We start from the raw sequence: 24,545 nt of genomic DNA, 5'->3' as shown, positions 1-24,545 counted from the left end.
AGAGGATCGCCGCAGTGCCCAGCAACGAACAGCGACGTGAGGCAGCCAAGCGCAAGCTCGATCGCCAGCTCGAGAACCGCGCCGCACGCGCCAAACGACGCAAGCAGCTCACCGTCGCCGGATCCGTCGTCGGTGTGGTCGTCCTGGTCGGCGCAGTGGTACTCGCTGTCACGTTGACGCGGGGTGGAGATTCGGAATCCACCGACGCAGCCGCAACGTCCTCTGCCGCGCCCGAGCCTCAGGTTGCGGGCATGATGCCGGTCGGCCGGTCGCAGCCGCTGCCGGACACGGTGAGCTGCACCTACACCCCCGGGGGGACCGCGGCCAAGCAGGTCAACCTCCCGCAGACCGACGGGGTGCCGACGGCGCAGGAGAACGTCAGCGTCAGCATGGACACCACCCAGGGCCCGATCGGGTTGTCGCTGAACGCAACCGAGTCACCCTGCACCGTGAACAGCTTCGCCTCGCTGGCCGGCCAGGGCTACTTCGACGCCACTCCCTGCCACCGGCTCACCACGGCCGATTCGCTGAAGGTGTTGCAGTGCGGTGACCCGACGGGATCGGGTAGCGGTGGACCGGGATACCAGTACTCGAACGAGTTCCCCACCGATCAGTACGCGCCGAGCGATCCGGCTCTGCAGGAGCCGGTGACCTACGCCCGCGGCACCATCGCCATGGCCAACGCGGGCGCCGACACCAACGGCAGCCAGTTCTTCCTCGTCTTCGGCGACTCCCAGTTGCCGCCCAACTACACGGTGTTCGGCACCATCGACGAGGCCGGTCTGGCCACGCTCGACAAGATCGCGGCGGCCGGAATCACCGGTGGCGCTCAGGACGGTGCTCCTACCCTGGCGACGACGCTGAACACGGTGCAACTGGACGTCTAGCGACGTGAACGGGGGTGTCTACGCCGCCGACGTGAGTCGGTACACGTCGTAGACACCCTCGACGTTGCGCACCACGTTCAGCACGTGCCCGAGATGCTTCGGGTCGCCCATCTCGAACGTGAACTTGCTGATGGCAACCCGGTCACCCGACGTGGTCACCGACGCGGACAGGATGTTCACCTTCTCGTCGGCCAACGCCTTGGTGACGTCGGAGAGCAGGCGATGTCGGTCCAGCGCTTCGATCTGGATGGCCACCAGGAACACCGACGACGGTGACGGCGCCCATTCCACCTCGATGAGACGTTCGGACTGCAGATGCAGTGAACTGGCGTTGGTGCAGTCCGTGCGGTGCACGCTGACCGATCCCCCGCGAGTCACGAATCCCATGATCTCGTCGCCCGGCACCGGCGTGCAGCACTTGGCCAGCTTGGCGACGACACCGTCGGCACCGGACACCATCACACCGGCGTCACCGACGCGGCGGGGACGAGTCGGGATGGTCGACGGCGTCGACCGCTCCGCCAGCTCCTCCTCGACGTCGCCGACGCCGCCGAGATGCGCCACGAGCCGTTGCACCACGTGTTGGGCCGAGACGTGGTTCTCCCCGACCGCGGTATAGAGCGCGGACACGTCGACGTAGCGCAATTCGTGCGCGATCGACGACATCGACTCGGCATTCATCAAGCGCTGCAACGGAAGTCCCCCGCGGCGCACTTCCTTCGCGATGGCGTCCTTGCCTGCTTCGAGCGCTTCCTCGCGGCGCTCCTTGGCGAACCACTGGCGGATCTTGGTCTTCGCGCGCGGCGAGACGACGAACCCCTGCCAGTCGCGGCTCGGGCCGGCGCCTTGCGCCTTGGAGGTGAACACCTCGACCACTTCGCCGTTGTCGAGGGTGCGTTCGAGCGCCACGAGCCGCCCGTTCACTCGCGCTCCGATGCATCGGTGACCGACTTCCGTGTGCACCGCGTAGGCGAAGTCGACGGGACACGATCCGGCCGGCAGTGTCACCACGTCACCCTTGGGGGTGAACACGAAGATTTCCTTGACCGCGAGGTCGTAGCGCAGCGACTCGAGGAACTCTCCGGGGTCGGCTGCTTCCCGCTGCCAGTCGAGCAGTTGGCGCATCCACGCCATGTCGTCGAGCTCGGTGGTGTCCGACTTCGAGGAGTTCTTTCCTTTGGTCTCCTTGTAGCGCCAGTGCGCCGCGATGCCGAACTCGGCCGTGCGGTGCATGTCGCGGGTACGAATCTGAACCTCGAGCGGCTTGCCCTCCGGCCCGACGACGGTGGTGTGCAGCGATTGGTACACCCCGTACCGCGGCTGCGCGATGTAGTCCTTGAACCGCCCGGCCATCGGCTGCCACAGTGAGTGGACCACACCGACGGCGGCGTAGCAGTCGCGAATCTCGTCGCACAGAATGCGCACACCGACGAGGTCGTGGATGTCGTCGAAGTCGCGGCCCTTCACGATCATCTTCTGATAGATGGACCAGTAGTGCTTGGGCCGTCCCTCGACCACCGCACCGATCCGCGATGCGGACAGTTCCGAGTTGATCTGGGCGCGAACCTTGGCCAGGTAGGTGTCACGCGACGGTGCGCGATCGGCCACGAGGCGGACGATCTCGTCGTACTTCTTCGGATGCAGGATGGCGAAGGCGAGGTCTTCGAGCTCCCATTTGACCGTCGCCATGCCGAGACGGTGCGCGAGAGGCGCGATGACCTCGAGCGTCTCCTTTGCCTTGCGGGCCTGCTTCTCGGGCGGGAGGAATCGCATGGTGCGCATGTTGTGCAGGCGGTCGGCGACCTTGATCACGAGCACGCGCGGGTCGCGCGCCATCGCGATGATCATCTTACGAATGGTTTCGCCCTCGGCGGCCGTACCGAGAACGACCTTGTCCAGCTTGGTGACTCCGTCGACCAAGTGCGCTACCTCGTCGCCGAATTCGCTACGCAGCTGTTCCAGTGAGTAACCGGTGTCCTCCACAGTGTCGTGGAGCAGCGCGGCAACCAGCGTGGTGGTGTCCATTCCGAGTTCGGCCAGGATGTTGGCGACGGCCAGCGGGTGGGTGATGTACGGGTCGCCGGACTTGCGCATCTGGGTGGCGTGGCGCTCGTCCGCGACGTCGTACGCACGCTGTAGCAGCGCGAGGTCGGCCTTGGGGTAGAGCTCGCGATGCGTGCCGACCAGAGGCTCGAGTACGGGCTTGACCGCAGTGTTGCGCTGCGCCGTCATGCGCCGGGCGAGCCGGGCACGAACACGCCGAGACGCGGAGGTCGACGTGGTGGTCACCGTCTCCTCGGGCGCAGTGGGTGCTGTCGGCGCCGCAGATGGCGGGGCATCGACCACCTCGGGCACCGAATCGGTCTCCGTCGGAACCGAATCCGACGGGTTCTCGCCGATGAACCGTGTCAAGGGGTCACCTCCCTGCTCCGCTTGTCATGCCGTCACCACTGGTCGCGCGTACGTCTCGACTTTAGTCCTCAGACCTCGGAGAGGGCGGTCAGCGCACCCGAACCCCATCGCGTCCGCCCGTTCAGGGCTCCGATCTCGAGGACCACCGCGGCTCCGACGACTTCGGCTCCGCATCGGGTGAGCAGATCGCGGGCGGCGACGAGCGTGCCGCCGGTGGCGAGAACGTCGTCGACGACGAGGACGCGGCGGCCGGTGAGATCGATCGTGTCCGCGGGCACCTCCAACCGAGCCGTGCCGTACTCGAGGTCGTACGACTCGCTGTGCACCGGCGGCGGTAACTTACCGGCCTTGCGCACGGCCAGAACACCAGTGCCGAGCGCGAGGGCGACACCGGCACCGAGGAGAAATCCGCGGGCGTCGATGCCCGCGACGAGGTCCGCCTCTCGGCCCGCTTCCGCCAACGCGTCGACGACCGCACGCAGCCCTGCCGCGTCGGCGAAGACCGGGGTGAGGTCGGCGAAGCGCACACCCTTCTCCGGGAAGTCGTCGGCCCACCGTGTCAGGCGTGTGACGGCCTGCTGGGCTTCGGTACCGGGGGCAGAGCTCGTCATCGCAGCAGTACCCACCTGTCCATGTTCCAGCCGGTGCCGGCTGTCGTCGGGTTGAACATCACGTTCTCGACGCCGCTCGCCGTCGACGTCTTGCGCGGGGCGTTGAACAGCGGCAGCGTGGGCATGTCGTTCCACAGGATGTTCTCCGCCTCGGTACCGATCGCAGCCTGCGTCGCATCGGAATCGTCCACTGCGAGTTGATCCACGATCGCGTCGATTCGGCCGTTGGAGTAGCGCCCGAAGTTGGTGGCCTCTCCCGTCCGCAACGCGAAGCGGTCCGCTTCTGCCAGCGCGGATCCGGTTGCACCCGCCTGACCGGCGGTGCCGACGAGGACCGCATCGACCTGACCGGAACTCAGATCGGTGGGCAGGAATCGATCGCTTCCCGCGTCGACGACGGCCACTCCGGCCGGCGTGCAGGCAGACGCGATGGCGGCGACGATCTCGCGGCGGGTGTCGTCCGGCCCGAGGTACCCGATCCGAATGGTGGGGTTCGGTACCCCGGCCTGGGCGAATCCCGTTGTGGCGGACGCGGTGTCGGGTTGCCGGTACCGTTCGGCGGCCGTCGCTGCCACGGTCGGATAGACGAGTGATCCGGGAACTGTCATGCGGCTGTCGACGACGGCGGTGCCTCGACCACCTGCGGCGGCGGAGTCGTAACCAGGATTTCCGGCGCCGTCGAAGAGCTGAGTTCGCGGGACGCAGGAGGCGAAAGCTCGTCGCGCGGCCGGGTTCTGGAACACTCCGGTCGTGGCGAACACCAACTGTTCGATCCCCCACCCGGGGGCGACGGTATCGGTGAAACCCGACGGCGACGGGGTGGCCGCCGCGGAATCGACCACCTCGACGTCGGACGAGGTGACCTTGGCCGTGACGTCGGTGCCCTTGGGCCAGACGACGATTCGCTCGGTCTCCGGGGCCCGTCCCCACCACGCCTCGTTGGGGACGAGAACGAGCCCGTCCTCGGCGGTGTAGGACTCGATGCGGTACGGGCCGGCAGACGGGAAGTCGGCGGGGTCGAACGACGCCGGATCGAGGTTCCAGCCGGTGTTCCACATCTGTGCAACACGCTCGAGCGACGCGGTGTCGTTGTCGGCCACGGCAATCGGCAGGTCGGGAACGTCGGCCGCTGCGGTCGCGATGTGTGCCGGCATCAGCGCGGTGGCTCCGAACAGAGACCGCCAGTCGACGTAGTTCCGCCCTGGCGCGAAATGGACCAGCGCGTCCTTCGACCCAGTGGCGCAGTCGATTCGGTCGATGTCGGCGTAGCCGGCGGTCGACGCGGCGTCGAACACCGGGCCGCCGCCCGCTCCGCGCACCTTCCCGCTCCGTGCAGTCCAGGCCAGCACGAGATCTTCGCATCCCATGGGCACGCCGTCCGACCAGACCGACGCGGGTGAGAGCGTGTACGCCACGGTGAGGGCGTCACCGGCAACAATCGAGGACGTTCCGATATCGGTGTCCGCGAGCGGAACGCCCTCCGGTCCGAGGTAGGTGAAACCCGGAAGAACTCGCGAGAGAACTTGCGGCGCAGCGGATACCGACCCCGCGGTGGTGCCCGCGTTGTACGTGGTGATCACGTTGTCGATCGCGTACCCGATCGACGGAACCTTGTCCTCGGGCGACGAACACGCAGACAGGCAGGTACCGGCTGCGATGATCGCAACCGCGGCGAGGGCGACTGACCGGCGCACCGTCAGCGCCGCCTTTTCGCGCGCTTTCCCGTCGGACGTGCGCCCGCCTGCGGCGCACGGGCCGCTTCCCGCACGGGTTCGGACTTGATCGCGGCAGCGCCGCCGGCGGCCACCGGCACTCGCTGTGCGCCACTGTCGGCGCCGGCGCGGCGTGCGAGCACCTTCTTGGTGTGCGCCGCAACCGGTCCCCACTTCTCCTTCAGCGTCACCACGAGCGGGGTCGCGAAGAAGATCGAGGAGTAGGCACCGACGAGGATGCCGACCAACTGAATCAGCGCGAGGTCCTTCAGCGTGCCGACGCCGAGCAGCCACACGGCCACGATCATCAACGCGAGAACCGGAAGCACCGAGATGAGCGTGGTGTTGATCGAGCGCATGAGGGTCTGGTTGACCGCGAGGTTGGCTTGTTCGGCGTAGGTGCGACGGTTCAGGTGCAGAATGCCTCGGGTGTTCTCCTCCACCTTGTCGAACACGACGACGGAGTCGTAGAGAGAGAAGCCGAGGATGGTGAGCAATCCGATGACCGTCGCCGGCGTGACCTCGAATCCGACGAGGGAGTACACGCCTGCCGTGACGAGGATGTCGAAGAACAGCGCCGCGATACCGGCGATGGCCATGTCCCGCTCGTACCGAATGGAGATATAGATGCTGACCAGGACGAGGAAGACCGCCAGCGCGATGAGCGCTTTCTGCGTGATCTGACCGCCCCAGGTCTCGCTGACGTCGGTGAAGCTGATGGCGTCGGCCGTCGGGGTTCCGCCGCTGTTGACGGGCTTGAACGCGTCGAACAGAGCCGCCTGCAGCGTGCTGGCCTGACCTTGATCGAGCGCTTCCGAGCGAATCTGGACGGTGGCCCCGGCACCGCTGCCGACGGTCTGCACGGACACCGGGTCCTGGCCGAGCGCCTGCGAGTACACGGTCTCCACCTGGCTGGTCGAGACGTTGTCGGCCGCCGGGAACTGGACCCGCGTACCGCCTTCGAAGTCGATTCCGAACGTGAACCCGCGCACTGCGATCGACAGCAGCGCGATCAGCACGATGACGCCGGTCAGCATGTAGTAGAAGCGTCTGCGGCCGATGACCTCGAAGGCGCCGGTACCCGTGTAGAGACGGCTGAGCCAACTCTTGGACGCTTCGGCCTGCGCCGGATCGAGCGAGTCGGTGACTGTGGTGTCGGCCATGATCATGCCTCCTTGGAGGTGGTGGCGAGTTTGGCCGATGCTGCCCGTTTACGGGCGCGGGCGATCTCCGCGACCGCACCGAGTCCGTTCACGGACGGCTTGGACCAGAAGTCGGTGCGCGATGCGATGTTCACCAACGGCCAGGTGACGAGAATGACCACGATGATGTCGAGCAGGGTGGACAGGCCCAGGGTGAACGCGAACCCGCGCACCTGACCGACGGCCAGAGCGTAGAGCACCGCGGCGGCGATGAAGCTGACCGCGTTTCCGGACAGAATCGTCCGTCGTGCTCTCGACCATCCGCGGGGAACGGCGGACCGGAAGCTTCGGCCCTCACGCATCTCGTCCTTGATGCGTTCGAAGAAGACGACGAACGAGTCGGCGGTCATGCCGATGCCGATGATGATGCCGGCGATGCCGGCGAGATCGAGGGTGAAATCGATCCATCGACCGAGCAGCACCAGGATCCCGTAGATGGCCACCAACGACAGGGCCAGGGAGAGCGCGGTGAGGATGCCCAGCATGCGGTAGTACAGGAGGCAGTACAGAAGCACCAGGGCGAAACCGATGCCGCCGGCGATCAGGCCTGCCTGCAACGACGCGAGACCGAGTGTGGCGGAGACGGTTTCGGCCTCCGACGCTGCGAACGACAGGGGAAGCGAACCGTACTTCAACGTGTTCGCGAGCTCGCGCGCGCTGTCTGCGGTGAAGTTGCCGGTGATCTGCGTGGCGCTTCCGGACGGCGTTGCACCCTGGATCACCGGTGCACTGACGACCTTGGAGTCGAGGGTGAACGCGGCCTGCTTGCCGATGTTGGAGGAGGTGAACTGCGCCCAGGTGTCACCGCCGCCGGTGTCGAAGCTCAGCGACACGACGTTGCGCGACTGCTGGGTGTCGAACTGTGAGCTGGCGTCGGCGATCTGCTGTCCGTCGATGATGGACGGCTCGAGCACGTACACGGCCGTGCCGTCGGACGAGCAGGTCACCAGCGGGAGTGCCGGATCGTCGTTGCCCTGCAACGGGTCCGGCGCAGAGCAGTCGATGGTCGCCATCGCCTGCTGCTGAATGCTCGGGTCGGTGCTCTGACGCAACGCCTTGGCGGACGCGATCGCGTCGGCGGTCTCTCCGGCCGTCGACTCGGCGGGTGCGTCACCCGGCTCGGTACCGGCGTCCTGACCGTCGGCGGGCGCCGGTTCGGTGCTGGTGGGGTCGGCCGGTGCCGTCGGGTCCTGCGCCGGGAAGGGGCGATTCTGCGGCACGGTCGCAGCGGGATCCTGGGCCGGCGGCGCTGCCGGGTTCTGCGCAGCGGGCGCCGTCGGATCACCGGTCGCAGGCACCTGCGCCGACGGATCGGTGGCGGTCGGGGCCTGACCGGCGGCCGTGGGGGCTTGGGTCGTGAGGACCGGCCGGATGTACAGCCGAGCTGTCTGACCCAACGTGCGGGCCTGCGAGCTGTCGTCACCCGGCACGGTGATCACCAGGTTGTCGCCGTCGATGACGACCTCGGACCCGGAGACGCCGAGACCGTTGACGCGAGTCTCGATGATCTGCTGTGCCTGACGCAGGCTGTCTTGACTGGGGGCGCTGCCGTCGGGGGTCCGCGCAGTGAGCGTCACCCGCGTGCCGCCCTGTAGATCGATACCCAACTTGGGGGTCGGGGACTTGTCACCGGTGAGGAAGACGAGTCCGTAGACGACGGCGACCAGCACTGCGAACAGAGCCAGAGCGCGCACCGGGTACGTCGATCCGCTGGAAGGTGCCACGGTGTGTCGTTCTCCTACAGTCGAAAGGGGTCAGAGCACGGTCGACCGTACCCTCCCCATGGAAAAGCACCGCCGCCCAGGACGCCCGGGCAGCGGTGCGCGCGAGGTTTGTCTTCTTCTCGCGTGTCAGTCCTTGGTCAAACGCGCCTGAGTCTGCTCGGGGCTTTCCTCGGCAACGGGGGCGCCGAGCGTCGTGGTCGCGTCGCTCTCGTACTCGTCGTCCTCGTATTCCTCGTCGACCAGCACGTCACGCACGACTGCACGGGACCACGTGGTGATGATGCCCGGTGCGATCTCGAGGTCGACGGTCGTCTCGTCCAGGTCCTCGATGGTGGCGTGCAGGCCCGAGGTGGTCAGAACGCGGTCGCCGATCTGCAGCGAGTCCTGCAGCTCGGTCGTCTTCGCAAGTTCCTTCTTCTGACGGCGGATGCCGAGAAACATCGGTACGAGAAGGGCGAGAATCAGGAGCGGAAACAGCAATTCCATGAAGAATCATTCCTCGATTTATCGGGTGGGGTTCCGACCAGTGTGCCATCTGTCCGGATCGATGTGTGCCGTCGTCAGTCGTCGAACAGTGTTCGCGCGGGTTCGTTGGATCGCACCGGGATCCCGCCGACGGTGAGATCGGACGGCGGTACCAAGCCCAGTTGCTTCCACGCCGCAGCCGTCGCAACGCGCCCACGTGGGGTTCGGGCCACCATTCCGGCTCGCACCAGAAACGGTTCGCACACTTCTTCGACTGTGGCCGGTTCTTCGCCGACCGCGACCGCCAGTGTCGACACGCCGACGGGTCCGCCGCCGAAACTGCGGACGAGCGCGCCGAGTACGGCGCGGTCCAGACGGTCGAGACCGAGCTCGTCGACGTCGTAGACCGCGAGCGCGGCTTGGGCTACCTCGAGCGTGACGATGCCGTCGGCCCGCACGTCGGCGTAGTCGCGCACGCGTCGCAGCAACCGGTTGGCGATGCGGGGTGTCCCCCGCGAGCGGCCAGCGATCTCGACCGCGGCGTCCGTGGTGATCCGGACGCCGAGGATGCCGGCGGATCGAGTGAGAATGCGTTCGAGTTCGGGCGGGTCGTAGAAGTCCATGTGTGCGGTGAATCCGAACCGGTCACGCAGCGGACCCGTCAGTGCGCCGGAACGGGTGGTGGCTCCCACCAGGGTGAAAGGTGCGACCTCCAGGGGAATCGACGTGGCACCGGGTCCCTTCCCGACCACGACGTCGACGCGGAAGTCCTCCATCGCGAGATAGAGCATCTCCTCCGCGGGACGGGCGATCCGGTGGATCTCGTCGATGAACAGGACGTCACCCTCGACGAGGTTGCTCAGCATCGCCGCCAGGTCGCCGGCTCGTTCGAGGGCCGGACCCGACGTCAGACGCAGTGCGGTACCCAGCTCCCCCGCGATGATCATGGCCATCGAGGTCTTGCCGAGACCGGGCGGACCCGACAGCAGAATGTGATCCGGGGTGCCGCCGCGCATCTTGGCCCCGGTGAGTACCAGCTGCAGTTGCTCGCGCACCCGCGGCTGCCCGATGAAGTCGTCCAGCGATTTCGGTCGCAGGCTCGCGTCGATGTCCGCGTCGTCGGCCACGAACTCCGCGGTGACCGGTGACTCCTCCGGCTCGTCCGTCATCGGGATTTGCCCAGACTGGCCAGGGCGGCGCGCAGCGTCACCGAGGTGTTGGCATCCGGCTCGGCCGCGAGGACCGCGTCGACCGTGTCCTCGGCTTGCTTCAGGGGGAACCCGAGGCCGACGAGGGCCTCGCTGACCTGATCACGAACCGAGGTGCCACTGCCCGGCACCGCCGCGGTACGCGTCGGCGACCCTGCGGATGCGACGGCGTGCACCTTGTCCCGCAACTCGACCACCAGCCGTTCCGCACCGCGCTTGCCGATCCCCGGCACGCGGGTGAGCGCGACGACGTTGCCGTCGGCCAGGGCTGCGCGCAACGAATCCGGTTCCAGCACAGCGAGAATGGCCATCGCAAGTCGCGGCCCGACCCCGGAGACGGTCTGCAGCAACCCGAACAGGTCACGTTGTTCGGAGTCCGAGAACCCGTACAGCGTCATCGAGTCCTCGCGGACGATCATCGCCGTGATCAACCGGGTGTCGTCGCCTCGGGTCAGGCCGGCGAGCGTGGAGGGTGTCGCGTTGAGGCGATACCCGACCCCCGCGGCTTCGACGACCACGTGATCGAGTGCGATGTCGAGCACCTCACCGCGGATCGAGCTGATCATCGCTTCGCACCCGCCTTCCGCTGTTCCTTCAGTTTGGCCTCGTAGCGCCGTTTCTGCTCTGCTGCAAGCGCTTCCGCCTGCGCCATGCGCGCCATCATCGGCGCCCGCCAGCAGTGGCAGATCGCCAGCGCGAGAGCGTCAGCCGCGTCGGCCGGTGTCGGCGCCTGCTGCATCCGCAGAATTCGTGTGACCATCGCGGTGACTTGAGCCTTGTCGGCACTTCCGTTTCCGGTGACCGCGGCCTTCACCTCACTGGGCGTGTGGAACGCGACCGTGATCCCCCGCCGCGCAGCGGCGAGAGCGATCACACCCCCCGCTTGCGCAGTGCCCATGGCGGTCCGCACGTTGTGTTGGGAGAAGACTCGCTCGACGGCCACGACGCTCGGCTGGTGGGTGTCCAACCAGTATTCGGCGGCCTCGGAGATGATCAGCAGACGTCGCGCCAGATCCAGATCCGCAGGAGTGCGGATCACGTCGACGTCCAGCGCGGTGACGGTGCGCCCGCTGCCGCCCTCGACCAAGCTCAACCCGCACCGCGTCAGACCCGGATCGACACCCATCACCCGCACGCTGCTGTGCTCCCGTTCTGCTGCTCTACGAACTGTTGTTCGAGAGCATATAGACGGGTACCCGTGCGGACGGGAAGGCTCGCCCGGCGACTACTCCTCGTCGAGCTCCGCCATGACCTCGTCGGAGAGTTCGACGTTGGACCACACGTTCTGTACGTCGTCACTGTCCTCGAGTGCGTCGATGAGCTTGAACACCTTGCGCGCACCGTCGACGTCGACCGGGACACTGACCGACGCCTGGAAGCTCGCTTCCGCCGAGTCGTAGTCGATCCCGGCCTCCTGCAAGGCCGTGCGGACCGCGACGAGGTCGGTCGGTTCGCTGACGACCTCGAAGCTTTCCCCGAGGTCGGTGACTTCTTCGGCACCCGCGTCGAGAACCGCCATCAGGACGTCGTCCTCGGACTGACCGTTCTTGTCGAGGGTCACTACTCCCTTGCGAGAGAAAAGGTAGGACACGGATCCGGGGTCGGCCATGTTGCCGCCGTTGCGCGTCATCGCGACGCGCACTTCACCTGCGGCGCGGTTGCGGTTGTCGGTGAGGCACTCGATCAGCACCGCAACGCCGTTGGGCCCGTAACCCTCGTACATGATGGTCTGCCAGTCGGCGCCGCCCGCTTCTTCACCGGCGCCGCGCTTGCGTGCGCGCTCGATGTTGTCGTTGGGCACCGACGTCTTCTTGGCCTTCTGGATCGCGTCGTACAGGGTGGGGTTGCCCACCGGGTCGCCGCCGCCCGTACGGGCCGCAACCTCGATGTTCTTGACCAACTTCGCGAAGGACTTGCCGCGACGAGCGTCGATGACCGCCTTCTTGTGCTTGGTCGTGGCCCATTTGGAGTGGCCGCTCATACGCGCAGGCCCCTTTCTTTACTGTGAAACCGAATGAAGTGAGTTTACGCGTGCTCGCGCACGATCTCGGCGAACAGGCGGTGTATCCGTAGGTCGCCGGTGACCTCCGGGTGAAACGACGTGGCCAGCGCCGGCCCCTGACGCACCGCGACGATCCGGCCGTCGGCGGGACCGCCCTTCACCGCGCCGAGCACCTCCACGTCCGGTCCTGTCCGCTCCACCCACGGCGCTCTGATGAAGACCGCCCGTACCGGGCCACCGGCCACACCGGTCACGTCGAGGTCGGTTTCGAAGGAGTCGACCTGACGGCCGAAGGCGTTGCGACGCACCGTGATGTCGAGGGCGTCCAGGTGTACCGCGTCGGGTCGGGTGTCGAGGATCCCGCTCGCCAGGAGAATCATCCCGGCGCACGAACCGAACACCGGCAGCCCGCCCGAGATCCGCTCGCGCAGCGGGTCCAGCAGATCGAAGACCGCCAGGAGCTTGCTCATGGTGGTCGACTCGCCGCCGGGAAGCACCAACCCGTCGACATCGGCGAGTTCGCTCGGCCGTCGGACACCGACGGCGCGTACGCCGCACTCGGTCAGCGCCGCCAGGTGCTCGCGGACGTCACCTTGAAGGGCGAGGACACCGATGGTGGGGGTGGTCAACTCTTGATCTCGAGGCCCGGTGTCGGCTTCACCGGGTCACGCTCGATGCGCATCAGACCCTCCTGCGTCACCGCCGCCACCATATGGCCGTCTCGATCGAAGATGCGGCCCTGCGTCAACGCGCGGCCGAAGCCGGCGGACGGCGACGTCTGGTCGTAGAGCAACCATTCGTCGGAGCGGAACGGACGCAGGAACCACAGCGCGTGATCGAGGGACGCGGTCTGTGTCGCAACGCCCGCATGCGGAACCTTGGCCGATCCCAGCAGCGTCATGTCCGACATGTAGGCGAGTGCACACACGTGGAACACCTGACCCTGCGGCAGCGGATCCCGGTACCGGATCCACACCCGTTGCTGCGCGGCCAGATCCGGGCTCTTGTGCAGCTTCTCCTCGGGGACGAGTCGCACGTCCCATCGGTTCCACTCCTTGTAGAACGTGTTGTCCGACAGGGACGGATCGGTGGCGGGGTCCGGAAGATCTTCTGGGTCGGGCACACTCGGCATGCGGTCTTGATGCACCACGCCCTCGTCCTCGACGTGGAACGACGCCGACATGGTGAAGATCGCCTTGCCGTCCTGCAGTCCCGTCACGCGGCGGGTCGCGAACGAGCGGCCGTCACGGACGCGATCGACGAGGAACACCGTCGGTTCGGTGGGGTTGCCGGGGCGCAGGAAATACCCGTGCAGCGAATGCACTCGGAAACGCTCGTCGACGGTGTGTACGGCCGATACCAGAGCCTGCCCGGCCACCTGACCGCCGAACGTACGCATCAGGTTCGTCGGGATCGTCTTACCCCGATAGATGTCGTTCTCGATCCGCTCGAGTTCGAGAATCTCTTCGATTCCGGCCATGTTCACCTCATTCGTGTCCGGGTCAGGCTAGCAACCTGCGTGTAGGCCGGAGGCCGGCCGGCTGAGCGGCAGCCTGCACTATGGATACGTGCCTCAGTTCTCACCCGTGGGCGTCGACGCCCTCCTCACCCTCGTCGCTCGGTCGGTTCGTGCCAGGACGGGACGACGCGTCGTCGCGATCGACGGGGCAGATGCAGCGGAGCCCGCGGCGTTCGCCCACCGCCTCGCCGACGTTCTTCGCGCGGACGGCGGCGAGGCTGCGGTGGTGTCGCTGCACGGTTTCGTGCGACCCGCCTCGGTACGGCTCGAGTACGGCAAGACGGACGAGTTGTCCTATCGCACAGCATGGTTCGATTATGCTGCCCTCGAGCGCGAGGTGCTGACGGCAGTGCGAGAACGCGGCGAGTGGCTTCCCGCCCTGTGGGACGAGGCAACGGATCGATCACCGCGCGCCCCCATCCGCTCGGCGAGTGAGAACGCCGTGATCGTCGTGGCCGGACCGATGTTGCTCGGTCGCGGTCTGCACTTCGACGTGACCGTGCGGTTGCAGATGACCGAGAAGGCTGTTCGCCGAAAGACGCCCGCGGACCGGGCGTGGTCCATCTCACCGCTCTTCGATCACGACAACGACGTGGCCGACACCGCCGACTTCACGGTGCGGTGGGATCACCCCGACCGGCCTGCGCTGGCCGGGGCGATCACCTGAGAACTACCAACCGCGCTCGGCCAACCGGTGCGGCTGTGGGATCTCGTCGACGTTGATGCCGACCATGGCCTCCCCGAGCCCGCGCGAGACCTTCGCAAGAACATCCGGGTCGTCGTAGAACGTGGTTGCCTTCACGATGGCGGCGGCGCGCTGTTCGGGGTTGCCGGACTTGAAGATCCCGGATCCGACGAACACACCTTCGGCGCCGAGTTGCATCATCATCGCGGCGTCGGCAGGCGTCGCGATACCGCCGGCCGTGAACAACGTGACCGGCAGCTTGCCGGCCTTCGCGATCTCGACGACGAGGTCGTAGGGCGCCTGAAGTTCCTTCGCGGCGACGAACAACTCGTCCTCGGGCATCGAGGTGAGTCGGCGAATCTCGTCGCGGATGGTGCGCATATGGGTGGTGGCGTTCGAGACGTCCCCGGTGCCGGCCTCACCCTTCGAACGAATCATGCCCGCTCCCTCGGTGATTCGGCGGAGCGCCTCGCCCAGTCCGGTCGCTCCGCAGACGAAGGGAACGGTGAACTTCCACTTGTCGATGTGGTTGGCGTAGTCGGCGGGGGTGAGTACCTCCGACTCGTCGATGTAATCGACTCCGAGGCTCTGAAGGATCTGCGCTTCGACGAAGTGGCCGATCCGGGCCTTGGCCATGACGGGAATCGTCACCGACGTCTTGATGGACTCGATCATGTCCGGGTCGCTCATCCGCGAGACGCCACCCTGGGCGCGAATGTCGGCGGGGACACGCTCGAGTGCCATGACGGCGACGGCGCCGGCCTGCTCGGCGATCTTGGCCTGCTCGGCGTTGACCACGTCCATGATGACGCCGCCCTTGAGCATTTCGGCCATTCCGCGCTTGACGCGAGCGGTACCTGTGGCGGTGGTCACGACTGACTCCTAGTGTCGACTGAACTCGTGCAGAGCTGTCGAGCGTAGGCGCGATCGTGTCGTGTTTCGATGGCCACTCGACCATTGCTGGACTGCACCGCGTCAGTGAATGGTGCGTACTTCCGGGTCGGTTCGCAGCGCTACGACCGTGTCCGCCTCGTCCAGAAGCTCCGCCATCCCGTAGGGATAGACAGTTTCTCCGGACGCCGCCAGTGCGCGGATGTCCTCGGCGCTGCACCAGCGGTGTCCTGTCACCGCGCGGCGCTCGAGATCGGTGAAACCGGTGTGCACGGGCTCGAATTCCTCGGTGCGCGTGGCGAAGAACAGTTCCTCGGAACGAATGACCACGCCGTCGAACGGGAACGTCGCGATGCGCCTCCACATGGGACCGCGAAGGTCGTCCACGTCGATCATCAAACCGGTTTCCTCGGCGAGCTCGCGAACGGCTGCCTGCTTCAGGCTCTCCCCCGGCTCCACACCGCCGCCGATGGTGAACCAGAAGTACACGTCGGGTGTCGTCGGGTCGTGCCCGCGCATCAACAGAACGCGGCCGCGCCCGTCCAGCAACACCACTCGCGCGGACGTGCGAGTGGAGGCCACCTCGAGCGTGTCTGCTCCCGACGGATTGGCCCGCTCCGAGATCTCGAAATAGGTCGGCAGAGGCGCAGTGCCGCCGAGTCGAAGCCACCGGACGGGTCGACGCGATCGGAGAGCCAGCGTGTCCCGGACCGCGTCGTTGTGGAACCGGCGTGCGATCAGGACACGCGCTTCCGCGTCGGCCAGCTCGGAGATCAGTTGCGGCTTCAGCGAATCGAGCTCGATCGCGGCGAGCGCGACCGACACCGCGTTCTCCGCGGACTCACGCTCGGCGCGGTCGGCACGTTCGGCCCGGTCCGCGAGGGAGGTGAGGTTCTTGCTTTCGAGGGACCCCGGCGCGGCCAGCGCAGCGGCGACCGCGCGGGTCACCACGGAACGTCGAGCCAACGCGGCTTCGAGCGACTGCCACGCCTGATCGGAGCGAACGTGCAAGCGATCGAGCCGATTGGCCGTCCCGTAGGCCCACAGGCCGACGACGAGAATCACCATCACGATCAGACCGACGATCAGAACGGTCAACGCAGAGAGCGTCATCAGTCTTCGACCCGCACTTTCTTTCCCCCGACGGTCACGGTCTCGTACACCCGCAGAATCTGCTCGGCGACGACCGGCCAATCGTATTCGGTCACGATGCGGCTCGCCCGATCGACGAGACCCTGCCGCAGCTCGTCGTCCGACAGAACGGCATCGATCGCGGTCGCCACCGCGTCGGAGTCGGAGATGGGCACGAGCATGCCCGCGGCGCCGTCGCGCAGCACACGACGGAAGGCGTCTAGTTCGCTGGCGACCACCGCGGCTCCGGCCGCCATGGCCTCGACCAGCACGATGCCGAAACTCTCGCCGCCGGTGTTGGGTGCGCAGTACACATCCGCGCTGCGCAGGGCCGACGCTTTCTCCGCGTCGCTCACCAAACCCAGAAACGTCAGGTGATGGGCCAGGCGGCCGGCCTGACGACGAAGTTTGTCCTCGTCACCCCGGCCGACCACGAGGATCTCGATGTCCGGATGTGCTTCCGCGAGAACGGGAAGCGCCCCGAGCAGTGTGGCCATGCCCTTGCGCGGCTCGTCGTAGCGGCCGAGGAACAGCACCGTTTTTCCCGGCCGCGGATAACCGGGCAGCGGTGTCGCCGTCGAGAACGCCGGTACGTGCACCCCGTTGGGGATCTCCACCGCGTCCGACCCCAGCGCTTCCACCTGCCAGCGCCGGGCCAGCTCCGACACCGCGATTCGACCGCTGATCTTTTCGTGATACGGCCGCAGGACGCCTTGAAAGGTGCTCAGCAGCAACGACTTCGTGGTTGCCGCGTGGAAGGTCGCGACGATCGGACCCTGCGCGATCTTGAGCGCATACATCGACAGGCTCGGAGCGTTCGGCTCATGGATGTGCAGAACGTCGAAGTCGTTGTCGTCGATCCAGCTCTTGATTCGGCTGTACGTGATGGGCCCGAACGCGAGTCGCGCCACGGACCCGTTGTACGGAAAGCTCAGCGCTCGACCGGTCGAGACGACGAAATCCGGCAGCACCGTCTCGTCCGCGGCCGGAGCCAGCACACTGACGCGGTGGCCGCGCTGAATGAGGACTTCTGCCAACTCGGCGATGTGCGCTTGCACGCCTCCCGGCACGTCGAACGAGTATGGACACACCATCCCGATCTTCACTACTGGGTCATCCGATCCTGTCGCGCCTGCGACAAGTCGTCCCACCAGAGTGGTTGCAGCATGTGCCAATCCGCCGGATGCGCGGCGATGTTCGCCGCGAACGTGTCGGCCAGGGTCTGCGTTGCCTGCTCCACCCCGCCGGACACGTCGATCGGAGGTTCGACGCTGAAACCCCATCCCCCGTCGGTGAACCAGCAATGCACCGGAAGCAATGCAGCACCGGTGTCGATGGCGAGGCGCGCCGGCCCTGCGGGCATCCGCGTCGGTTCGCCGAAGAACGTCACGGGAACACCGTGCTTGGCCAGATCGCGTTCGCCGAGGAGGCAGACCACCTTGTTTGCCCGCAACCGCGCCGCGAGTTCCGGGAACGGAGGCTTCTCGCCACCGCTGAGCGGAAAGATCTCGAAGCCCAGCGACTCTCGATACTCCACGAATCGTCGGTAGAGGCTTTCCGGCTTCAACCGCTCTGCCACGGTGGACAGTTCGCCGTGCGCGTGCACGGCCCAGACTCCGGCCATGTCCCAGTTTCCGCTGTGCGGCAACGCAAGCACCACACCGTTGCCTGTCGACAGAGCCGCGTCGATGTGTTCCTTGCCCTGGATCAACCCGTCGAGATCGGCGCCCACGGCAGCCAGATCCATCGACGGCAGCCGAAACGCTTCACGCCAATACCGCGCGTATGAGCGCACGCTCGCTCGGATCAACTCGTCGGGCACGAGTTCCGGTGTCGTCTCGAGGACGCGGGCCAGGTTGCGACGCAACTGAGCAGGGCCACCGCCCCGTCGAGCCGCCACGTCCGCCGCACGATCGAACATCGACACCGCCACCCGCTCGGGCAGGGCACGCACGATGCGCCAACCGGCGACGTAACCTGCAGCGCCAAGCCTCTCGGAGAGGCTCACGAAGCGTCCGCGCCGGCGTCCGGCTTGGCCATCGGCAGAATGTCGCGGGCACCATCCGACCGCCGCACGGCCAGGACCCGCTGGAACACGGTGACGATGCTCGCTGCCGCGAGAACCCACATCGCGACGTAGATGGACCAATGCAGCCAGTCGATACCGAGAATGCCTCCGAGACCGGTGAATCCGGCACCGACGAGCACGATCACGAGACGGTCGGGCCGTTCGATCCAGCCGCCGTCGGCCGACAGACCGCTGGCTTCGGCTCGCGCCTTGGCGTAGGAGATCACCTGCGAGGTGACCAGGCAGATCAGCGTCGCGACGAGAAGGGGGCGGTTGTTCTCGTGATAGACCGCCCACCACGACAGGCCGGCGAAGATCGCTCCGTCGGCGACACGGTCGCACGTCGCGTCGAGGACGGCGCCGTACTTGGTGCCCCCGCCACGCGCCCGCGCCATCGCTCCGTCGAGCATGTCGAACATGACGAACAGCCAGATGACAAGCGCTCCGGTCCAGAGGTGGCCGGTCGGGAACAACGTCACCGCGGCAACGACCGTCGCGACGGTGCCGATCACGGTGACCGAGTCCGGAGTCAGGCCGGTGCTGTTCAGCGCGCGCCCGAGCGGCGCGGTGGCCTTGGACACCGACGCTCGTCCGAAGATGCTCAGCACGTCAGTCCTTCCAGGCCGCGGCGAGCAGCGCGCGGGTGTCGCGAAGCAGTTGTGGCATCACCTTTGCGCCGCCGATGACCGTGATGAAGTTGGCGTCGCCGCCCCAGCGCGGAACGATGTGCTGGTGCAGGTGCTCGGCAAGCGATCCGCCGGCCGGCGCACCAAGGTTGAGTCCGACGTTGAAACCGTGCGGGCTCGACACCCGTTTGATGACGCGGATGGCGTGCTGGGTGAAGCTCATCAGCTCCGCACTCTCCTCCGGCGTGAGGTCCTCGAGGGCTGCGACCTTGCGGTACGGAACGATCATCATGTGGCCGGGGTTGTACGGGTAGAGGTTGAGGACGCCGTAGACCGAGGTACCGCGGGCGACGATGAGACCGTCCTCGTCGCTCAGCTTGGGAATCTCCGAGAACGGTTCGGTCGCCATCTTGTCGTCGACCTTCGGCGCGGTGGCGACGTAGGACATGCGATGCGGAGACCACAAGCGCTGCAAGCGATCCGGATCACCCACACCGGTGTCGACGATATCCTCTCCCTCCGACCGGCCTCCGGCCTGCCCGCTCGTCTCCGACCGGCCTCCGGCCTGCCCGCTGCCGCTCATTACTGCGCGTCCTCGGCGAAGGCGCCGGCCGTCGGAGACTGGTTCTGCCGCTGCGCAATCCACTCGGTGACCAGAGGGATGGCGCGTTCGATCGGCACACCGTTGACCTGAGTGCCGTCGCGGAACCGGAAACTGACGGCCCCTGCTTCGACGTCACGCTCGCCCGCCAGAAGCATGAACGGGACCTTCTGCGTGGTGTGATTGCGGATCTTCTTCTGCATCCGGTCGTCGCTCGCATCGACCTCGGCGCGCACGCCGGCCCGGCGCAACTGCTCGATCACTCCGCGAAGGTGCTCCTCGTAATCCGCCGCCACCGGGATACCGACGACCTGCACCGGCGAGAGCCAGGCGGGGAACGCTCCGGCGTAGTGCTCGGTCAGCACGCCGAAGAAGCGCTCGATGGATCCGAACAGCGCACGGTGAATCATGTACGGCTGCTGACGACTTCCGTCGTTGGCGGTGTACTCGAGGTCGAATCGGTCGGGTAATTGGAAGTCGACCTGGATGGTCGACATCTGCCACGTGCGCCCCAGGGCGTCGCGCGCCTGGACCGAGATCTTCGGGGCGTAGAAGGCGGCTCCGCCCTCGTCGAGAACAAGTTCGAGTCCGGAGTCCATGGCCGCTTCGCGCAGCGCCTCGGTGGCCTCGTGCCACTGCTTGTCGGTACCGACGTACTTCTCTTCGTTGCGAGTGGACAACTCGAGGTAGAAGTCGTCGAGGCCGTAGTCGGCGAGAAGACCGAGCACGAACCCGAGCAACGACTTGAGTTCGGACTGAAGCTGATCCGGGGTGCAGTAGATGTGCGCGTCGTCCTGGGTCATCCCCCGCACTCGGGTCAGACCGTGGATGACACCGGACTTCTCGTACCGGTAGACGGACCCGAATTCGAAGAGCCGCAACGGAAGTTCTCGGTAGGAGCGTCCCCGGGCCTTGTAGATCAGGTTGTGCATCGGGCAGTTCATGGGCTTGAGGTAGTAATCCTGGCCCGGCTTGCGGACGGTGCCGTCCTCGTTCAGTTCCTCGTCGACGTGCATCGCCGGGAACATGCCGTCCTTGTACCAGTCGAGGTGACCCGACGTCTCGTACAGATCACCCTTCGTGATGTGCGGAGTGTTCACGAACTGATAGCCCGACTCGATGTGGCGTTGCCGCGAGTAGTTCTCGAGCTCGGTGCGAATGATGCCGCCCTTGGGGTGGAACACCGGCAGGCCGGACCCGAGTTCGTCGGGGAAGCTGAACAGGTCGAGCTCGGTGCCGAGCTTGCGGTGATCGCGGCGTTCGGCCTCGGCGAGCAACTCGAGATGCGCGTCGAGAGCCTCGGTGCTTTCCCATGCGGTGCCGTACACCCGCTGCAGGTCGGCGTTGGCCTGATTGCCGCGCCAGTACGCCGCGGAGCTGCGGGTGAGCTTGAAGGCGGGAATGTACTTGGTGGTGGGAACGTGCGGCCCGCGGCAGAGATCGCCCCATTCACGTTCTCCGGTACGGGGATTGAGATTGTCGTACGCGGTCAGCTCGCCGCCACCGACCTCCATGACCTCCGGATCGTCCGCGGAGCCCTTGTCGTCGACCAGCTCGAGCTTGTACGGCTCGTCCGCGAGTTCCGCCTTGGCCTGATCCACCGACTCGTACACCCGCCGAGAGAAGCGCTGACCACCCTTGATGATCTGCTTCATCTTCTTCTCGAGCTTGGCCAGATCCTCCGGGGTGAACGGCTCGTTCACGTCGAAGTCGTAGTAGAAGCCATCCTTGATGGGCGGGCCGATCCCGAGCTTGGTGCCGGGGAACAGGTCCTGCACCGCTTGCGCGAGGACGTGGGCGGCGGAGTGCCGGATGACACTGCGGCCGTCCTCGGTGTCGGCAGCAACCGGCTCCACCTCGGCATCGGACTGCGGCGCCCACGACAGATCGTGCAGCTGACCCTCCAGATCACGCACCACCACGATGGCGTTCGGGCCCTTGTTGGGTGCGCCGAGCTCGCGGAGCGCCGTTCCGGCGGTCGTCCCGGCGGCCACACTGACGCGGGCGGGGAGAACGGCGGAATCGGGCGTGGTCACGGTGATGCGCTCCTGAGGGGTCGGGCGGTGTCTATGGCAGTGAACAGACTATCGGCAGAGAAGGGCAATCGAACACATCACCCGACGAGCGCAGCGAGTCGCGTGATACGCGTCTGTGGGGTCTGACGGGGGCAGCTCGAACACTTGTGGTCGCCCACCTCGAACACCAAGCAGCACGAGCTGCGTCGCAGAAACCGTCTGGTCCCGTCGGCGGGTTCCTCCGAACCGGCAACCGACGAGGTTCCGTCGGCGTCGATGTCGACGAACCGCGGCGTCGGCATGCCGGCCGACAGTTCGCGGGCAAGGTCCGTCGCATCGCCGATCCGCCCGAGCGCCGTACCGACGTCGAGCGCGCGGTTCGCGAGCGAATCCGAGGCAATGGCCCACAGACTGGGTCGGTGCACGACTCCGAGTGTCCCCACGGTGTCGATGAACGTCTCGCACAGCTGTGCCAGTGCGGAACCGAGCGAAGCTGGATCGTCGATCCATGCGCTCGACGCCACGGAGTCGGGAACGCCGGCATCGTCGAGATGAACCGTCAACGCGGACGTACGCATGTCGAACGCCCGGCCGGTGGTCAGCATCTGCGCGACCGGGACCAGCATGAACGTGGAGCTGGTCGAGTACCACCACAACGTCGCGGCGACCGCGGGGTCGGCCTCGGGCCAGCGACGACCAAGCAACGGACCGAGGGTGTGCGGATGCACCAACTGCCCAGCGGGCATACCGTCGGCGGCCAGGTAGTCGGCCAGCCAGGGTAGGGCGGGAGCGGTCAGATCGGGCTCTGAAGCCATGCCTGGTCCAGACCGACCCAGCCGGCCACCAATCCGATTGCGCCGAGCAGCCACAGTGTCAGCACGACGACCGCAGCGGTGAAGAGAACGCCGAGTGCCTTGACGAACATGCTCTGCCGACCGAACCACTCCATGAACGCGTTGTACTTCTTCTTGGCGAACTTGAGCAGACGCTTCGCCCAAGCGAACTCCGAAGCCAGAATGCCCAGGCCGGCGAACACGATGACCCACCCCGGTCCGGGGTAGGGAATCAGCAGGATGCCGATGACCAGCACGATCGCACCGAGCACACCGACACCGATGCGGTACGCCAAGTCCATGGTGGGCTTTTCGGCGATCTTGGCCCGGAACTCCTGGTACCGCCCGGCAGCCTCCTCGAAGGCATTGTCGTCGTCGTCCACTGCCGACTTGTTCCGGACGTTTTCGCTGGCTGCCACGGGCTCAGCGTACCGACAGAAACGACGAAAGCCCCCGACGTTGCCGTCGGGGGCTGGTGTGTGGTCCCGGCTGGGTTCGAACCAGCGACCTTCCCGGTGTGAACGGGACGCTCTTCCACTGAGCCACGGGACCGAATCGGGCCGCAGCGCAGCCCGTTCGAACGAGGACGAACATTAACACGGTGGTCGCGAGAGCAACCAATCGCCGGCGGCCGAAACGCGGTGAGCAGGTGATTTGTGACTTGCGGTGGCAGTGGGCTAATGTTTCCAACCGCACCTCAGAGGCGTTCGAGTCGATGAGGCGTGTGCGGACGTGGCGCAGCTGGTAGCGCACAACCTTGCCAAGGTTGGGGTCGCGGGTTCGAATCCCGTCGTCCGCTCGATCGAGGGTCTCGACCCCTTACGGGTCATCCGACCAAGGGTGGAGTGGCCGAGTGGTGAGGCAACGGCCTGCAAAGCCGTGCACACGGGTTCGATTCCCGTCTCCACCTCGCTAGGCGAACGTCCCGTGTTCGCCGACATGCGCGATTAGCTCAGCGGGAGAGCGCTTCCCTGACACGGAAGAGGTCACTGGTTCAATCCCAGTATCGCGCACCAGGTTCGAACGAAAGGCCCCCTCTGACGGGGGCCTTTTGCATTGAGGACCGTCTCTTTCCGCAATCGGTCCTACCGTCTGTTCATGACATTCACCGAGAGCTCTGTTCCCACCTCGTTCGGCCCGGTCGCTCTCACCGAAACCGGGCCCGCCGACGCACCGGCTGTCGTCCTTCTCCACGGCTGGCCGCAGAATGCGTCCGAGAGGTGGTCGTCGCTCTGGGTCTGACGGACGTCACGCTGGTGGGCCATGACATGGGCGGGATGGTTGCTTACTCGTATCTGCGCGAACACGACCTGAGGCAGGCCGTGATCATGGACGTGGTGATTCCGGGCGTACCCCCGTGGGAGCAGGTACTGGCCAACCCGTACATCTGGCACTTCGCGTTCCATTCGATACCTGGACTACCCGAAACTCTGGTTGCTGGAAGGCAATTCGAGTATTTCGGATTCTTTTTCGAAAACCTGGCGACGGTGCCGATCGAGCACGCCGCCCGCCTCGACTACGCCCGTGCGTACGACGACCCCCGAGCCTTGTCGGCCGGGTTCGACTTCTACCGTGCGTTCGCCGCGGATGCGGTCGCCAACGCGGGGCCGAGGGAGGTGTCCGCTCCCCTGCTGTACCTACGCGGCGACGCCGAGCACGGTGACATCGACGCGTACGCACAAGGCTTTCAGGACAACGGCATCGAGAACGTGTCGACCGCGATCATCGGAGGCAGCGGTCATTTCGCGCCGGACGAGGCGCCGCGGGCGGTGTGGGACCTCATCGAGTCGGTGTTGCGGTAACGCCAGGACGTTCTGCGGGGGGAACGGTCGCGAAATTGCCGCAGCGGTCAGGAGACCCGGACGGGAGCGACGCCGCAGTCGCGGGTGCGCTCCGACTTGTCGCAGCTGTTACGACAGAAGTAGTACCGATCGACGCGCTGCGGTCCGGGAG

The 24,545-nt window shown here is 66.4% G+C and carries 25 protein-coding genes and 4 tRNA genes; 7 read left to right on the top strand and 22 right to left on the bottom strand.

Annotated features, from left to right (window positions below; all coding sequences use genetic code 11):
• Positions 1-14 precede the first annotated feature (14 nt).
• Positions 15-887, top strand: coding sequence for a peptidylprolyl isomerase (locus tag IEW02_RS11935; protein ID WP_188544977.1), 873 nt, complete (start codon positions 15-17; stop codon positions 885-887).
• Between the two features lie 18 nt (positions 888-905).
• Here IEW02_RS11935 and IEW02_RS11930 read toward each other — a convergent pair whose 3' ends face one another.
• The 12 genes from IEW02_RS11930 to IEW02_RS11875 all read right to left on the bottom strand — a co-directional run bounded on the left by IEW02_RS11930 (position 906) and on the right by IEW02_RS11875 (position 13,703).
• Positions 906-3,176, bottom strand: coding sequence for a RelA/SpoT family protein (locus tag IEW02_RS11930; protein ID WP_188545311.1), 2,271 nt, complete (start codon positions 3,174-3,176; stop codon positions 906-908).
• A 191-nt stretch (positions 3,177-3,367) separates the two neighbouring features.
• Positions 3,368-3,910 (bottom strand): adenine phosphoribosyltransferase, encoded by a 543-nt coding sequence (locus IEW02_RS11925; protein ID WP_188544976.1) that lies wholly within the window; start codon positions 3,908-3,910, stop codon positions 3,368-3,370.
• Positions 3,907-5,604, bottom strand: coding sequence for an ABC transporter substrate-binding protein (locus IEW02_RS11920; RefSeq protein WP_229745953.1), 1,698 nt, complete (start codon positions 5,602-5,604; stop codon positions 3,907-3,909). Before IEW02_RS11920 ends, IEW02_RS11925 begins: the two co-directional genes overlap by 4 nt.
• A 2-nt stretch (positions 5,605-5,606) precedes the next feature.
• On the bottom strand, positions 5,607-6,785 hold the full coding sequence (gene secF / locus IEW02_RS11915; RefSeq protein ID WP_229745952.1) for a protein translocase subunit SecF: 1,179 nt from the start codon (positions 6,783-6,785) through the stop codon (positions 5,607-5,609).
• A 2-nt stretch (positions 6,786-6,787) separates the two neighbouring features.
• Complete coding sequence (secD, locus tag IEW02_RS11910; protein ID WP_188544974.1) at positions 6,788-8,548, bottom strand: protein translocase subunit SecD; 1,761 nt, start codon at positions 8,546-8,548, stop codon at positions 6,788-6,790.
• A 126-nt stretch (positions 8,549-8,674) separates the two neighbouring features.
• Positions 8,675-9,034, bottom strand: coding sequence for a preprotein translocase subunit YajC (gene yajC, locus IEW02_RS11905; protein WP_188544973.1), 360 nt, complete (start codon positions 9,032-9,034; stop codon positions 8,675-8,677).
• A gap of 74 nt (positions 9,035-9,108) precedes the next feature.
• A complete protein-coding gene (gene ruvB, locus IEW02_RS11900; protein WP_188544972.1) occupies positions 9,109-10,182 on the bottom strand; it encodes a Holliday junction branch migration DNA helicase RuvB in 1,074 nt (357 codons plus the stop codon).
• Positions 10,179-10,787, bottom strand: a complete 609-nt coding sequence (gene ruvA, locus IEW02_RS11895; protein ID WP_188544971.1) for a Holliday junction branch migration protein RuvA — start codon at positions 10,785-10,787, stop codon at positions 10,179-10,181. The genes ruvB and ruvA overlap by 4 nt, the downstream gene beginning before the upstream one ends.
• Positions 10,784-11,356 carry a crossover junction endodeoxyribonuclease RuvC gene (ruvC, locus tag IEW02_RS11890; protein WP_188544970.1) on the bottom strand — a complete coding sequence of 191 codons (573 nt, stop codon included), beginning with the start codon at positions 11,354-11,356 and terminating at the stop codon, positions 10,784-10,786. Before ruvC ends, ruvA begins: the two co-directional genes overlap by 4 nt.
• Before the next feature lie 90 nt (positions 11,357-11,446).
• On the bottom strand, positions 11,447-12,202 hold the full coding sequence (locus IEW02_RS11885) for a YebC/PmpR family DNA-binding transcriptional regulator (RefSeq protein WP_188544969.1): 756 nt from the start codon (positions 12,200-12,202) through the stop codon (positions 11,447-11,449).
• A gap of 44 nt (positions 12,203-12,246) precedes the next feature.
• The gene (pdxT, locus tag IEW02_RS11880; RefSeq protein ID WP_188544968.1) at positions 12,247-12,852 is read right to left on the bottom strand and encodes a pyridoxal 5'-phosphate synthase glutaminase subunit PdxT; all 606 of its coding nucleotides are present in this window, start codon (positions 12,850-12,852) and stop codon (positions 12,247-12,249) included.
• Positions 12,849-13,703: an acyl-CoA thioesterase gene (locus IEW02_RS11875; protein ID WP_188544967.1), complete on the bottom strand. Its 855-nt coding sequence runs from the start codon at positions 13,701-13,703 to the stop codon at positions 12,849-12,851. Before IEW02_RS11875 ends, pdxT begins: the two co-directional genes overlap by 4 nt.
• An 88-nt stretch (positions 13,704-13,791) precedes the next feature.
• Between IEW02_RS11875 and IEW02_RS11870 the strand changes: the two genes are divergently transcribed.
• Positions 13,792-14,409: a nucleoside/nucleotide kinase family protein gene (locus IEW02_RS11870; RefSeq protein ID WP_188544966.1), complete on the top strand. Its 618-nt coding sequence runs from the start codon at positions 13,792-13,794 to the stop codon at positions 14,407-14,409.
• A gap of 3 nt (positions 14,410-14,412) precedes the next feature.
• Here the strand turns inward: IEW02_RS11870 and pdxS are convergent, their stop codons facing one another.
• The 10 genes from pdxS to IEW02_RS11820 all read right to left on the bottom strand — a co-directional run bounded on the left by pdxS (position 14,413) and on the right by IEW02_RS11820 (position 23,144).
• A complete protein-coding gene (gene pdxS, locus IEW02_RS11865; protein WP_188544965.1) occupies positions 14,413-15,300 on the bottom strand; it encodes a pyridoxal 5'-phosphate synthase lyase subunit PdxS in 888 nt (295 codons plus the stop codon).
• A 102-nt stretch (positions 15,301-15,402) separates the two neighbouring features.
• The gene (locus tag IEW02_RS11860) at positions 15,403-16,431 is read right to left on the bottom strand and encodes an NUDIX hydrolase (protein WP_188544964.1); all 1,029 of its coding nucleotides are present in this window, start codon (positions 16,429-16,431) and stop codon (positions 15,403-15,405) included.
• The gene (locus tag IEW02_RS11855) at positions 16,431-17,555 is read right to left on the bottom strand and encodes a glycosyltransferase family 4 protein (RefSeq protein WP_188544963.1); all 1,125 of its coding nucleotides are present in this window, start codon (positions 17,553-17,555) and stop codon (positions 16,431-16,433) included. The genes IEW02_RS11860 and IEW02_RS11855 overlap by 1 nt, the downstream gene beginning before the upstream one ends.
• Positions 17,555-18,457 carry a phosphatidylinositol mannoside acyltransferase gene (locus IEW02_RS11850; RefSeq protein WP_188544962.1) on the bottom strand — a complete coding sequence of 301 codons (903 nt, stop codon included), beginning with the start codon at positions 18,455-18,457 and terminating at the stop codon, positions 17,555-17,557. The genes IEW02_RS11855 and IEW02_RS11850 overlap by 1 nt, the downstream gene beginning before the upstream one ends.
• Positions 18,454-19,125 (bottom strand): phosphatidylinositol phosphate synthase, encoded by a 672-nt coding sequence (pgsA, locus tag IEW02_RS11845; protein ID WP_188544961.1) that lies wholly within the window; start codon positions 19,123-19,125, stop codon positions 18,454-18,456. Before pgsA ends, IEW02_RS11850 begins: the two co-directional genes overlap by 4 nt.
• 1 nt (position 19,126) lies before the next feature.
• The gene (locus IEW02_RS11840) at positions 19,127-19,726 is read right to left on the bottom strand and encodes an ATP adenylyltransferase (RefSeq protein WP_188544960.1); all 600 of its coding nucleotides are present in this window, start codon (positions 19,724-19,726) and stop codon (positions 19,127-19,129) included.
• Complete coding sequence (gene thrS, locus IEW02_RS11835; protein WP_188544959.1) at positions 19,726-21,780, bottom strand: threonine--tRNA ligase; 2,055 nt, start codon at positions 21,778-21,780, stop codon at positions 19,726-19,728. The genes IEW02_RS11840 and thrS overlap by 1 nt, the downstream gene beginning before the upstream one ends.
• Positions 21,781-21,857: 77 nt before the next feature.
• The gene (locus IEW02_RS11830; protein ID WP_188544958.1) at positions 21,858-22,574 is read right to left on the bottom strand and encodes a (2Fe-2S)-binding protein; all 717 of its coding nucleotides are present in this window, start codon (positions 22,572-22,574) and stop codon (positions 21,858-21,860) included.
• Positions 22,553-22,975: a TIGR02611 family protein gene (locus IEW02_RS11825; protein WP_229746015.1), complete on the bottom strand. Its 423-nt coding sequence runs from the start codon at positions 22,973-22,975 to the stop codon at positions 22,553-22,555. The genes IEW02_RS11830 and IEW02_RS11825 overlap by 22 nt, the downstream gene beginning before the upstream one ends.
• Positions 22,976-23,072: 97 nt before the next feature.
• Positions 23,073-23,144 (bottom strand) — tRNA-Val (locus tag IEW02_RS11820).
• 174 nt (positions 23,145-23,318) lie between these two features.
• Here IEW02_RS11820 and IEW02_RS11815 point away from each other — a divergent pair.
• From IEW02_RS11815 to IEW02_RS11795, 5 genes are all read left to right on the top strand, one after another.
• A tRNA-Gly gene (locus IEW02_RS11815) sits at positions 23,319-23,391 on the top strand.
• A 40-nt stretch (positions 23,392-23,431) separates the two neighbouring features.
• Positions 23,432-23,502, top strand: a tRNA-Cys gene (locus IEW02_RS11810).
• A gap of 31 nt (positions 23,503-23,533) precedes the next feature.
• A tRNA-Val gene (locus IEW02_RS11805) sits at positions 23,534-23,608 on the top strand.
• Positions 23,609-23,690: 82 nt separating this feature from the next.
• A complete protein-coding gene (locus tag IEW02_RS11800) occupies positions 23,691-23,834 on the top strand; it encodes a hypothetical protein (protein WP_188544957.1) in 144 nt (47 codons plus the stop codon).
• Entirely contained in the window at positions 23,813-24,394 is a 582-nt protein-coding gene (locus tag IEW02_RS11795; protein WP_188544956.1) for an alpha/beta fold hydrolase, read from the top strand. The genes IEW02_RS11800 and IEW02_RS11795 overlap by 22 nt, the downstream gene beginning before the upstream one ends.
• Positions 24,395-24,545 lie beyond the last annotated feature (151 nt).

Origin of the sequence: Rhodococcoides trifolii, assembly GCF_014635345.1 — a bacterium.
GTDB classification, from domain to species: Bacteria; Actinomycetota; Actinomycetes; order Mycobacteriales; family Mycobacteriaceae; genus Rhodococcoides; species Rhodococcoides trifolii.
This window is presented reverse-complemented; position numbering and strand designations above follow the sequence as displayed.

What these genes read in the sequence shown, in the direction of transcription:
- IEW02_RS11925 (WP_188544976.1), bottom strand. Translation starts at nt 3,910, where the DNA reads ATGACGAGCTCTGCCCCCGGTACCGAAGCCCAGCAGGCCGTCACACGC.
- secF (WP_229745952.1), bottom strand. Translation starts at nt 6,785, where the DNA reads ATGGCCGACACCACAGTCACCGACTCGCTCGATCCGGCGCAGGCCGAA.
- yajC (WP_188544973.1), bottom strand. Translation starts at nt 9,034, where the DNA reads ATGGAATTGCTGTTTCCGCTCCTGATTCTCGCCCTTCTCGTACCGATG.
- ruvB (WP_188544972.1), bottom strand. Translation starts at nt 10,182, where the DNA reads ATGACGGACGAGCCGGAGGAGTCACCGGTCACCGCGGAGTTCGTGGCC.
- ruvA (WP_188544971.1), bottom strand. Translation starts at nt 10,787, where the DNA reads ATGATCAGCTCGATCCGCGGTGAGGTGCTCGACATCGCACTCGATCAC.
- IEW02_RS11885 (WP_188544969.1), bottom strand. Translation starts at nt 12,202, where the DNA reads ATGAGCGGCCACTCCAAATGGGCCACGACCAAGCACAAGAAGGCGGTC.
- IEW02_RS11875 (WP_188544967.1), bottom strand. Translation starts at nt 13,703, where the DNA reads ATGGCCGGAATCGAAGAGATTCTCGAACTCGAGCGGATCGAGAACGAC.
- IEW02_RS11860 (WP_188544964.1), bottom strand. Translation starts at nt 16,431, where the DNA reads ATGACGCTCTCTGCGTTGACCGTTCTGATCGTCGGTCTGATCGTGATG.
- IEW02_RS11840 (WP_188544960.1), bottom strand. Translation starts at nt 19,726, where the DNA reads ATGAGCGGCAGCGGGCAGGCCGGAGGCCGGTCGGAGACGAGCGGGCAG.
- IEW02_RS11830 (WP_188544958.1), bottom strand. Translation starts at nt 22,574, where the DNA reads ATGGCTTCAGAGCCCGATCTGACCGCTCCCGCCCTACCCTGGCTGGCC.
- IEW02_RS11800 (WP_188544957.1), top strand. Translation starts at nt 23,691, where the DNA reads ATGACATTCACCGAGAGCTCTGTTCCCACCTCGTTCGGCCCGGTCGCT.